General features: G+C 57.4%; 15 protein-coding genes and 1 pseudogene. 12 read left to right on the top strand and 4 right to left on the bottom strand.

Features of this window, described 5'->3' with window-relative positions:
- Positions 1-34: 34 nt before the first annotated feature.
- The 6 genes and pseudogenes from HY836_RS03695 to HY836_RS03675 all read left to right on the top strand — a co-directional run bounded on the left by HY836_RS03695 (position 35) and on the right by HY836_RS03675 (position 4,254).
- The gene (locus tag HY836_RS03695; RefSeq protein ID WP_290673707.1) at positions 35-1,207 is read left to right on the top strand and encodes a hypothetical protein; all 1,173 of its coding nucleotides are present in this window, start codon (positions 35-37) and stop codon (positions 1,205-1,207) included.
- Between the two features lie 13 nt (positions 1,208-1,220).
- Positions 1,221-2,192 carry a TniB family NTP-binding protein gene (locus HY836_RS03690; RefSeq protein WP_290673697.1) on the top strand — a complete coding sequence of 324 codons (972 nt, stop codon included), beginning with the start codon at positions 1,221-1,223 and terminating at the stop codon, positions 2,190-2,192.
- Positions 2,192-2,569: pseudogene (locus tag HY836_RS18955) on the top strand (TniQ family protein); the annotation flags it as partial. The gene HY836_RS03690 and the pseudogene HY836_RS18955, both read left to right, overlap by 1 nt.
- A gap of 114 nt (positions 2,570-2,683) precedes the next feature.
- Positions 2,684-3,121, top strand: a complete 438-nt coding sequence (locus HY836_RS03685) for a hypothetical protein (RefSeq protein ID WP_290673695.1) — start codon at positions 2,684-2,686, stop codon at positions 3,119-3,121.
- A complete protein-coding gene (locus tag HY836_RS03680) occupies positions 3,118-3,945 on the top strand; it encodes a TniQ family protein (protein ID WP_367114618.1) in 828 nt (275 codons plus the stop codon). Before HY836_RS03685 ends, HY836_RS03680 begins: the two co-directional genes overlap by 4 nt.
- 51 nt (positions 3,946-3,996) lie before the next feature.
- A complete protein-coding gene (locus HY836_RS03675) occupies positions 3,997-4,254 on the top strand; it encodes a hypothetical protein (RefSeq protein ID WP_290673693.1) in 258 nt (85 codons plus the stop codon).
- 170 nt (positions 4,255-4,424) lie between these two features.
- Here HY836_RS03675 and HY836_RS03670 read toward each other — a convergent pair whose 3' ends face one another.
- The 3 genes from HY836_RS03670 to HY836_RS03660 form a co-directional block, all read right to left on the bottom strand.
- A complete protein-coding gene (locus HY836_RS03670; RefSeq protein WP_290673691.1) occupies positions 4,425-5,756 on the bottom strand; it encodes a hypothetical protein in 1,332 nt (443 codons plus the stop codon).
- Positions 5,757-6,235: 479 nt separating this feature from the next.
- Positions 6,236-6,943 carry a hypothetical protein gene (locus HY836_RS03665; RefSeq protein WP_290673689.1) on the bottom strand — a complete coding sequence of 236 codons (708 nt, stop codon included), beginning with the start codon at positions 6,941-6,943 and terminating at the stop codon, positions 6,236-6,238.
- Positions 6,925-7,161 carry a hypothetical protein gene (locus HY836_RS03660; RefSeq protein WP_290673687.1) on the bottom strand — a complete coding sequence of 79 codons (237 nt, stop codon included), beginning with the start codon at positions 7,159-7,161 and terminating at the stop codon, positions 6,925-6,927. The genes HY836_RS03665 and HY836_RS03660 overlap by 19 nt, the downstream gene beginning before the upstream one ends.
- Before the next feature lie 234 nt (positions 7,162-7,395).
- On the opposite strand from HY836_RS03660, the gene HY836_RS03655 reads away from it, so the two are divergent.
- The 6 genes from HY836_RS03655 to nrtS all read left to right on the top strand — a co-directional run bounded on the left by HY836_RS03655 (position 7,396) and on the right by nrtS (position 10,234).
- The gene (locus tag HY836_RS03655; RefSeq protein WP_290673684.1) at positions 7,396-7,932 is read left to right on the top strand and encodes a peroxiredoxin-like family protein; all 537 of its coding nucleotides are present in this window, start codon (positions 7,396-7,398) and stop codon (positions 7,930-7,932) included.
- A 19-nt stretch (positions 7,933-7,951) separates the two neighbouring features.
- Positions 7,952-8,347, top strand: a complete 396-nt coding sequence (locus HY836_RS03650; RefSeq protein WP_290673682.1) for a thioredoxin family protein — start codon at positions 7,952-7,954, stop codon at positions 8,345-8,347.
- Entirely contained in the window at positions 8,347-9,075 is a 729-nt protein-coding gene (locus HY836_RS03645) for a cytochrome c biogenesis CcdA family protein (RefSeq protein ID WP_290673680.1), read from the top strand. The genes HY836_RS03650 and HY836_RS03645 overlap by 1 nt, the downstream gene beginning before the upstream one ends.
- Positions 9,076-9,201: 126 nt before the next feature.
- On the top strand, positions 9,202-9,411 hold the full coding sequence (locus HY836_RS03640; protein ID WP_290673678.1) for a DUF2892 domain-containing protein: 210 nt from the start codon (positions 9,202-9,204) through the stop codon (positions 9,409-9,411).
- Between the two features lies 1 nt (position 9,412).
- Positions 9,413-9,943: a sigma-70 family RNA polymerase sigma factor gene (locus tag HY836_RS03635; RefSeq protein WP_290673676.1), complete on the top strand. Its 531-nt coding sequence runs from the start codon at positions 9,413-9,415 to the stop codon at positions 9,941-9,943.
- A gap of 75 nt (positions 9,944-10,018) precedes the next feature.
- Positions 10,019-10,234, top strand: a complete 216-nt coding sequence (nrtS, locus tag HY836_RS03630; RefSeq protein ID WP_290673674.1) for a nitrate/nitrite transporter NrtS — start codon at positions 10,019-10,021, stop codon at positions 10,232-10,234.
- 23 nt (positions 10,235-10,257) lie between these two features.
- Here the strand turns inward: nrtS and HY836_RS03625 are convergent, their stop codons facing one another.
- Complete coding sequence (locus tag HY836_RS03625) at positions 10,258-10,824, bottom strand: carboxymuconolactone decarboxylase family protein (RefSeq protein ID WP_290673672.1); 567 nt, start codon at positions 10,822-10,824, stop codon at positions 10,258-10,260.
- Positions 10,825-10,915 lie beyond the last annotated feature (91 nt).

Below are 10,915 nucleotides of genomic sequence, written 5' to 3'. Positions count from 1 at the left end.
TTCAATCACCATCGATTGATGGGGCCACTTGGTAATGTCCCGCCCGCTGAATTCGAGGCAAACTACCACCAACAACGCGCTGGTCAGGCCGCGACCGTCTGACTTAAACCAACTGGCCTCCGCGAAACCCGGGGCGCTTCACAGCGGCTACGTGACAGGATTTTTTATCAGCTTTTGGGGGACCGGACTTGCCACGACCCTTGCGGCACTCAAGGTGGCCCTCTCGCCAAAGGCGATCTATACAGACGGGCTAGGTCTCACTCACATATGGCTGGGCGTTGGCTTGCCTGAATTGGTTGTGGTGGACAACGGACTGGAGTTTCATTCGCCTCAGTTCCGCGCCGCTGCTCTTAGCCTGGCCATGGATCTCACCTACTGCGCAGTACGACAGCCGTGGCTCAAACCTGTCGTCGAACGTACGCTGGGCACGTATCTGAACTACCTTCCCAAAGAAGGTCTGGTTAGAAAGAGCCTGACAAACGAAGTACCCATTAGTCCCGATAAGACATCAGCGATCACGTTCTCTGACCTTTGCAGGGGCCTATTGAAGGCCTTCGTTGAAGTCCACCCATTTGAAGTCAACGATCGAAAGCTGGCGAGACCATTCGACCTGTTTCACGACAGTCTGGAGGAACTGCCCCCTCCCAATCTACCGACCAGTCTCGATGAACTGGACATCGTTGCAGCGGTTTCGAGGCCCATGACAGTGGGTCACGAAGGCGTCGTTCCGTTTTCTCTGCGCTACAACTCCCACGAACTTCAGGACCTGCGCAGATCAATTGGCACCAGGTTCAAAACGATCACGAAGTTCAATCCAGAAAATCTGGAATACGTCTATGTGCAGGACCCCAGACACCACAAATGGCTGGTGGTTCCAAGTTGCCAGCCAGAGTACACAAATGGCCTATCGCTCATTCAACACAAGGCCATTCGCTCCCATGCGCGAGAACACCTAAAGCAAGTCGGTGCAGACGAGGCTCTGAGCCGATCCAAGATGGAGCTGATCGAAATCTGGCATGGGGCGGCCTCAAGAGGCAAGAGGCTGAAAAGCAATCACGTGAAGGCCTTGGCGGGCCTGACATCAAGCCAGGCCATCTTTGGTCAAACCGCAGCTCCCGCTTTGCTGAGGCCGGAACAGATCATCACCATGAGTGATCTGGTCGTTGAAGCAAAGCAGATACCCACGTTTGAAGCCTTTGAACTCTGACAGAGGTATATGTATGGCACGCAATTTCGTATACGACGACACATATGAAGATCCCGAAGAAAAGACCGAACGTCAGGTTCGCGAAAGACGGTTCTTCATGTACTCACCAGCAGCGCTCACTGTCGCTGATCAGATCGAAAGGATTTACATCAACCATCACTCTTTCAAGTCCGCATTGGCATCCATCGATCGCATCTTTCAGCTGGGATCACGAACCACGGTCCCGCAAGGCCTGATGCTGATCGGGGAACCAGGAACGGGCAAGAGCTGCGTGATGAAGCTATTTCAAGCCTACGCGCCGCGCGACGCGCTCTTCAGTCCATCAGCCTCGACCATCTTGATTCGTCTGCAAGAAAGACCTAGCGTTGGCCGAATCCTGACGCACATCCTGAGGCAGCTGGACTATCCCTTTTCCAACGTACCAAGACATGCCGTTGGTCTCAAACGTGACATCGCGATCGAGGCCATCAAACAAAAACGCCATCGGTTGTTGATGGTCGATGAGGCTCATCATCTCGTCTACGCCCGGCACGCAAGCAAGGATTGGCACGAAGGCAACGAGGTCAGCGAGTTCCTGCGGGAAGTAATGGACGAGTGCCAGCTCGGCCTGGTTCTCGCAGCCACGCATACATTGGATCAATTGGCGGACATCGACAAGCACCTTTGCTCTCGGGTGTCTGCACGAATTGAACTGAAGGACTTCTCGAAAGGTCCCGAGTGGATCGCATTCCTTCAAGCCTATGTCCAGCAATGCAAGGCGTTCGACCTGAAAGGGATTGAGAACCCAAAAAGTGCTTCGATGTGGCTGGCCGCCAGCAATGGCAACCTTCGCGTTTTTAAGCAGCTCCTCGTCGAGGGGGTACTGATTGCCGTTGATGACGGGAAGCGATCCATAGAACTGCCTCACTTGAAGACGGCCTTCGAACGCGTCTTCGGCGCAGACACGCGCCGCAAGAACCCGTTCATCGAGAAGGAGGAGAAGTGATGCAACGCCTCAGCATTGTGCTCGACCCACGCAATGACGAATCTGCCACAGGCTTCCTGTTGCGAAGCTTTGCTCGCAATCGCACACGCGCCATGACCGTCTTCAATGCGCTACAGATTCCTTGGCAGCCAGATCTGCATCATGCAGCTTTGCCAATGCTATCTGAGCTGGCCGATGTGGACTTGCATTGGCTTCAATCACGAACGCCTGTCCAGACCGTGGAATCCAGGCAGCTCTGGAGTTGGCGCGGCAGGGTATGGCGGGGCCATCAAACAGTTCGCCCAACGGGGATGCGAATATGCCCAGCCTGCATTCATGAGTTCGGATACTGTCGCCTCGAATGGGACCTCGGTTTCTACGCCGCCTGCCCCCTTCATCGATCCTTGTTGGTGAATCACTGCGGCGCGTGCGGGAGGGCTGTACGGTGGCACAGACCGTCAACGGATGTCTGCGCCTGCAAACGCGTCTTTTCGCGAACACCCGCGATAGACATGAGTGCGATGTCCATTTCCTGGTTGACCTGGGTTGCGTCCAGTCTTTCATCTGACGCTGATGTGGACCTGCCAACTGATTTGCGCTCAGTTTTCCCCCCTCACCTGTCTATTGATGCGATGTGGAGAACGATCCACGCTTTCGGAGCACGCCCGGTGACGGCGAGCGAAGGAGATTGCGGCCTGCGAGACGAATCAACGGAACATGCCGATCTATTCAGCATCACGGAGCGAGGACTGTTTCGCCTTCGCGCGCTCGCCGACGGCGACAACATCCGAGACAGTGTGCATGCGTCGGCACTGCGCCTTATGTGCACACGAGGCATCAGCGCCATGGACCGGCGTTGGGCGCTTCAACTCGTTTCCCGAATGGGCATTCCCTACAAGACCAGCAACGACACCAAGGTGTACGACGCGCAAAGGGAGCTCTTCGAATGACTCACGACAACAGACCGCCTACCCAAAAGATGGTCAGGGTTCCTTCCCCACAGTTCATGGAAGCCCCGAGCTCCTGGCTGAGTCGGATAGCGCTCATGCAAGGCGCAAGCCTGCGTGAACTGCTGTACCACTTGAGCCTTCCTACGAGTGGTGACCTTGATTTCAAAATGGCGAAGCTTGGGATGGCGCATCTTCAAAGCAAGTTGGGCGACACCATAGCTGCTATGGCTGCACCGCTGCATGTTCTACAGAACCTGCGGCGCATCGATCCACATGGGGATCAGCTCATTCTGAACGCTCAAGGCATCGGGCAATTTAGCTACTGCACGCTCTGCCTTCGCGAGCAGCACACACCCTACATCCCGATCCATTGGCGCATATCGACATGGCGATACTGCCCTTTGCATATGTGTCTCATGGAAACGGGGTGTCCCCACTGTGGGGCTCGATCAGCGCTGCCAGTCAGCCTGCTACACGCTGGACCCAAGGGCAATGGCGTTGCTTTCCTCCGAAATTGCACCCGCTGCGACAAACCTCTTTGGGATCGAAAGGTTCTCTATCTCAAAGAGCACGGCCGGTGGTTCATATCCGAATTCGAGCGCTATCAATTCAAGAACGGACGTGCTGCGCTGGCCACCCTCTACTCTGGGAAGTTCTTTATCCAGGACAGCAAGTTCAATCATGGCTTGAAGGGGTTGCTGAACTTTCACAGGCGCGGGCTGCTCCCATCAAGTAGGCCTTGGATGCAGTCACATGTCTTCGAGCAGCGCATGACGCGCCAACCGAACAAGGCGTCATGGGCTGCTGGGGCATCCCCACCATGATCGACAAGTAGCAATCAGATAGCCAGCCCCAACTTCACAAGGAGCATCTCAATGAAGACAACCGAAATACGCCCCCACACCACCTACATCGGCCCAGACGGCTTGCTGCGCAAGGTCAAGACCGTCACCATGACCATCACTGGTGACCTCAACGTTGAGTGGAAAGCCGTGAAGCTCTCCCGCAAATCCAGTCTACCGACTTGGGGTATAGAGCGAATAGCCTACTTCGCAGATTGGGCGATAGGGGTGCACGACACTCTTTCGGAAGACTTAGAACCATACCTTCGCCCAAGTTCCTGTCCAAGATGAGGCTGCGCACAAGTCAGCTCGCGCGCAACAGTACTCCGATTCGATCAGTCTCAATCGTGCGCGGCTACAGGCTGAACGTGCCGGTATCGAAAGCTATCGGATCACGCGGCATCTCTTCGCGTTGGCGGCGAAACCAGAGTCGAGTGCTTGAGTGATAGAACGCCGGGCAATCACGGTGCAGAGGCTGGTCGCGACAAACTTGCCCCCTGCGAAGGCCCCGAAACGTCCCATCCACACTGCTCCCGCAGCCAATCCTTTTCGCGAACATCCAACCGGCTCACGTCGGTCATACTGACTGGACGAAGCTCGTTTTTACTTGAACTTGACGAAGCGATGTCACGCTGCGATTGAGATTCCAGCGGACTAATCCGTGGCCACGACAGTACCTCAGAGGGAGGCAAAGGTATTGCTTTCGGCAACTCAGGTGTTGGCCACCCTCCAGAGGTCGTGAACGCCGTAACCCCAAAGCGAAATGGGGTCCCGATTTTTGACAGCAATATGGCTGGGCAAACTACCCCCAACTTGTTCACGTCGTCAGCGACACAGATTGGCCCGACAGACGAGGAAGCATTTGCAATTTGACATCCTCTCTTGGTCAAAACAAGTTTGACAGGAACAGCCCCAATGCCCAACTTGCGGATGGAGGCAATCGCTACGCCAGAATAGTTTTGCGTAAGGGTGATCATCAGCATTGCACCAATCAACGTCATCAAGATCAACTTCTTAGCTTGATCTGCCACAGGCGTCGATCTTGCAAAGTCAAGGTTTATGGCCGTTGAGATCACAAGCCAAGACATCAATGCCGGCACTGTTTGAGCAAGGCTTGCGCCAAACGGGATCATCGCGATGAAGACCATCGTGCCAATCGCCATGAAAAGCGCCCAAGCGTAACTGTAGAACGCGAAGGTACAGATGTCCCTCACACGTGGCATACCTCTTCGTAGGCCATCGGTCACGGCAGGCAACTCCCCTACTCTCACCAATTGCAATGCTCTTAGGTCACCAAGAAGAACACACAAGCCAACAGCAAGGGGCTGAATGGTTGCGGCGTCGATCAACTCAACGCCGATCAACGACTGCACAACCAAGCCAATGTTTATCGTTACCCCCGGTATGGCCGCAAGGACCAAACTATCTTGAGAGCGAAGCCATGCATTCTCACGGCCTGCGTTGAGGTACATAAATCCAGCCACGACAGCGCTACCACCAAACACCAGAAATATGGAGATTCCAAGCAGTGCAACCGCCGTCAAGATTGATGTAGATGAAGCGAGATTTGCGTCAGGCAATTGCCCAATGTGCAAGAAGTAGATAAGCAACTGCAGCCCACCTATGCAAAGCACAGCCAAGCTCAATGTTCTAAAGGGATGCTCTGCAAAGAACTTTTGCCACCAAGGACTCTTTTTTGCTGCCCCCCGGAATACCCGCCTTCCTGCACTTCTCATCGACGTTCCCAATTCATTTGCTAAAGATATTGCCAGCCCAACTTGGTCACTGGCCATGCATATGCGCTTTACACCATGTGACTAACGCTTTGCCACGATGTCGCCTTTGAGGTTCTTGTACCTGAGTTTGATCTGGGCTATCAGTCATTAGAGCCTGGCATTGTCGGCTTCCATGGCTGTCAGACGTCGATCCTCTGCACCCTCCATCTCGACAGACATGCTTGGTCGTCCATGCGCTCGCCTCCGATACCAATGCAAACGGGATCCATTGGACTTAGTACCCCGCTACCACTTATGTGAATTTGACCTGCGCCCTCCCAGCCGTACCAGTTGAATGGAAGTGAAGTCCGTAAAACTGGAGAATGGAGCCAGGATGACGTCTCCAGAGTTTGCACCTGAAGTTCGTTACCGTGACCGGTCAGTTAATTCGCAACGGCCTTATGAGGCGCGGCAAGTAAATCCCGCCAGCCTAGCCAAGCTCGTCGACAGCGTTGAGGTTGCCATCAACGAACGCCCGCGCCCTCAGCCAGCAGGGCTCAGCCCAGTACCTCCGCCAGCCTTGCATCCAAATCCAGATGCAACTCTGAAAGCTTTTCAAGCCGCTCGTCAGCAAGCTTGTCAGTGGCCTTGTGCCGTTTCAAGGCCTCATCGCGATGGGCCATAAGGACAAGGAGCTCGTGCTGATGGAGTTGCACGAGTGAGGTCAGGATCTTATCGATGGCAGCGTGCCCGGTATCGAGTCGCATGTGCGTGAGCAGATCCAGGGTCAACCCAGCATTCAACATGAGGTCCCCGGTCACCCAGCTGTTCACGGCGAACAGCGACGTTGGCAGTCCTTTGGCGTTGAAGCCAATCGTCAACAGGTGCCGCGTGGGCGGATCGATGGCTGGCCGTTTGCCGCTCAGTTCGATGAAAGCCGCTTCAGCACATGACCGCAGTCGGCGCCCCCAAAGCGGACGGCGGGCGAACAAATGGATGTGGCCGTGCTCGACCGCGCCAGGGCGATCCTCAGGGCTGTGCGAGTGATAGAACCACTGGTAGCCCACTGGATCCCTGGCGTCGTCCTCCGGGTAGTGTGCCCATTGCCTGGGGGGCTGCCCATGCAAGAGGTCGCCCAGCAGGTGTGCGCCTCGCTGGGCCAGGTCCTCATAGACCTGTAAGAGGCTCAGTGCGGCCGCCCTGACTGAATCAGGTTGTGCGGGGCGGCGCTGCGCCTGCTTCGCCATCAGTTCTTGGCGCCGCACTTCGGTGCACATTTGGGCGAGCATTTCGGGGCGCACTTGGAGGATTTCTTGGCGTGGTGTGCCTTGGGGTGGCACTTCGCACCACACTTGGCGCCGCACTTGGCCATTTCGCTGGGGGAGCACTTGGTCTGGCGAGCGGCCTCGGCAGCGGCGGCTGGCAAGGCCAGGGTAGCGGCGGTCAGGGCGGCCAGAGAGGCGAGCTTCAAAGACGTCTTCATGTTGATTTCTCCGTGGTAAGCAATGGGTTCGAGGAAGACCCTCCGGCGTAAGAGCGCACCACCTGCGGTTTGGGTTCGCGGGCTGCGAAAAAAATGTGTCTGAATGCTCCGGCAGCGCGACTGGAGCGCCCAGACAGCACGCGCCTCGGCTGGAACTCAAAAAAGTTCTGGCTGCGCGAATCGTTTCGCATCGACACCGCCTCTTAGTGACAAACCACTGAGAAATGAGCGCACATGTCACGCCTGGTCAAAGGCCACCTCATCACCCCGATTGAACTCACCAACCTGCATGGTGAGCCCGTTCATGTTCCCGCTCCCTCAGGACTGATCGTGCACCTGCAATTTCGGCGCTTTGCCGGCTGCCCCATCTGCAACCTGCACCTGCGAGAAATGGCTGCCCGCCATGACGACATACTTCGGGCGGGGATCAGGGAGGTCGTCTTTTTCCATTCCAGTGCCAGCGCCATGCAGCCCTACCAGGGCGATCTGCCCTTCGACTGCATTGCCGATCCGGACAAAACCTTCTACCGCCAGTTTGGCGTGGAGACCTCCTTGATCGGGATGCTCGATCCACGCAACCTGCTGGCCGCCGTGAAAGGCATGTCCGCGCCGTTCCCCTCGCATTTGTCCGCAGGTGGCGAGGCCGGGCACTCGGGCATGCCAGCGGACTTCCTCATTGCCCCCACCGGGCACATCGTGGCCTGCCACTACGGGCGTTACGCCGACGATCAATGGTCGGTGGATACCTTGCTCAACTTCGCTTCTTCCTAACGCTGAAAGGCATCTCCTCATGACACGCTTTCCACGCTTCACTCCGCTGCTCACCTCGTTCCTCGCTCTGTGCGCCAGCGCGGCCATGGCAGCAGACCCCAGGCCCTTCAACCAGCCTTCATTCGATCAACTGACACGCGAAGGCAAGCCTGTCATCGTTGACGTGGCTGCACCGTGGTGCCCGACCTGCCGCGCGCAAAAGCCCATCATCGACAAGTTGTCACAGCAGGCGGCATACAAGGACGTGACCGTCTTGACCGTGGACTTTGACGAGGACAAGTCCACACTGAAGGCCCTCAAGGTGAGCAGCCAAAGTACGCTCATCGCATTCAAGTCCGGCAAGGAAGTGGCTCGCACAGTGGGTGACACCAGCCCGGCCGGCATCGAAGCCTTGTTCAAGACGGTGACGCCGTGATGATGTTCGGGATAGGCACCTACGGCTTCGGCCTGCTGGCAGGCTTGCTGTCCACGCTGTCGCCTTGCGTCTTGCCCATCCTGCCCATCCTGCTGGGCTCGGCCACGGCGGCACACCCCAAGGCGCCTTGGGCACTGGCCGCAGGCCTGGCCTTGTCGTATGCCGTCATTGGCACCACCATCGCTTGGGCTGGCGCCTCGCTGGGCATCGACGCCAGCACATTCAGGGTAGTGGGCGCTGCGTTGCTGGTCATTCTGGGCCTGGTGCTCATGTCCTCAACCTTGCAGCAGCGCTTCGCCTCGGCCACGTCCGGCATCGGCGACGCCGGCAACAACCTGGTGGGGCGTTTGAACCTGGATGGGCTGTGGGGCCAGTTCGTCATTGGCCTGGCGCTGGGCGTGGTCTGGAGCCCCTGCGTTGGCCCGACCTTGGGCGCGGCCATCGTGATGGCCAGCCAGGGCACGCAGTTGCTGCAGGTGGCACTGTTGATGGGGATCTTCGGCCTGGGAGCTGCGCTGCCGGTCATCGCACTGGCCTGGCTGTCGCGGACCACCATGATGAAAGCCCGAGGCAAGCTCATGCAGGCTGGCAAATCCGGCAAAGCCCTCATGGGGCTGGTGATGGTCGCCATCGCCGCGCTCATCCTGACCGGTGCAGACAAGCCACTGGAGGCGTGGCTGTTGAACGCATCCCCCATTTGGCTCACCAACCTGACCACGCGTTTTTGAGGTCCGATCCGTGCCAACACCGACCATTGACAAGAAATGTGGCGCCAGCGCGAACCGTTTGACCTGTGTGGCACCTCTTAGTGGATGAGGGTAGCCCTCGAACCCGCAACCACCAAGGAGCTTGATATGTTTTACGTGAAGAATGTACCCAACTGGGAACGTGCCATCCGCCTGATCATGGGCGTTCTGGCGCTGGTCTATGCCGCATCGCACTGGGGCGGCTCCAGCGGGGCCGTTGGCGCAGGCGTGGTCGGTGCGATGATGGCGATGACCGGGCTGATCGGTTTCTGCCCAATGTGCGCCATGGTGGGACGCAAGCTCGACAAAGGACACTGACATGGCTGTTTCAGCCGATGCAACGCGCTTGATCCTGGATGCCCAAACGGGTGACCCGGCTGCGATCTCGCGACTGCTGGCTGTGTGCCAGGCTGATGCCAGGCGGTACGCACGGCGGCATTGTCACGCCAGCGATGTGGACGACGCCGTGCAGGAATCGCTGCTGACCATCTCGCGCAAGGTCAAGGGGCTGAAGGCTGCTGCGGCATTCTCGTCATGGTTGTTCGTGGTTATCAAGCGCGAGTGCCGCCGGCTGGAGCGCATGATGTTCAAGCATGAGCCACTGGAGGACGAGGTCCTGGAGCAGCAACTGGCTGCGCGCAGTGATGATGCTTTGAGAGTGGATCTGGCCAACGCGCTGGAGTCGCTGCCCGCGCATTACCTGGAGGTGATCCTGCTGCGAGACTTCGAGGAGCTGACCATCGCAGAGATCGCCGAGCGCCTGAATGAGCAGACGGGCGCCGTCAAAAGCAGACTGCACCGTGCGCGTGAGCTGGTGCGCGAGTACTTGACTGATGCCGACCCCGTTTGATTTCATCGCATCCTTGCCATCTGACATGATTAAATGACTGGCACTGATTTGTCAGTTACCGCATCGGAAGCACGCATGTTGAAGCTGTTGTGGCAAGGGCTTTTGAACCCGCAAATACGGTTGAACTCAGCGCGCATCAGCCTGGTGGTGGGCTCGATCCTCAATCTCATCAACCAAGGGCCCGCATTTTGGGCAAGCCAGCGCATTTCCTGGGCCCATCTGGCTTTGAACTACCTGGTGCCATTTTTGGTCGCCACCTACAGTGCGGCCAAGAACGCCGCAAGCCGTTGAAGGATCCGGCTTGCGGCAGAGGCTTACTTCAAGGCGTACGCAGCGAAGCGCTCATCCAGTGACGTGGCGAACGCGTGGTTGGAGAAGTTGCTAAGGGTTTTGACGCCTGCGGCCAGGATGATGTAGAGCGCTTGATGCGCCGAGAATCCCGCGTTCATGAAAGCCTCAACCGTTTTTTCATGCGGACGCCCATGTGTGCTGACCAGTTCGCTGGCCATGGCATACAAGGCAGCCAGGCGCAGATCAGGAATCGGTGCTTGCGCGCGAATGGCCGCCAGCACCTCTGCAGGCACGCCGGACACCTTGTCGGCCATCATGCTGTGCGCAGCCGAGCAGTAGCCGCAACCGTTGGTCTGACTGATGGCCAGGAACACCACCTCTTGCTCGGCAGGCCGAAAACCGGACTCCTTGCGGAACAGACCGTAGCCGTGCAGGTAGGTACTCAACACCGCGGGCACGTTCACCATGTTGGCGTACATATTGGGGATAAAGCCTACTTGCTTGAGGGCTTGTTCCAGCAGGGGCTTTTGCGCATCGTTGGCGGTGTTGACATCAATGGCGTGAAGTGTGGGCAGATAGGAAGAGGTCATGGTGCTCCTGTGATGAGGTGGATGGGTGTTCCGACCTGGGTATGGAAGCGGAACAACACCAATGTAGGCGCCCACGCGATACGATTGGTGA

Origin of the sequence: Aquabacterium sp. (assembly GCF_016234775.1) — a bacterium.
GTDB lineage: Bacteria > Pseudomonadota > Gammaproteobacteria > Burkholderiales > Burkholderiaceae_C > Aquabacterium.
The sequence above is the reverse complement of the archived record's forward strand: the minus strand, read 5'-3'. Positions and strand labels throughout refer to the sequence as shown.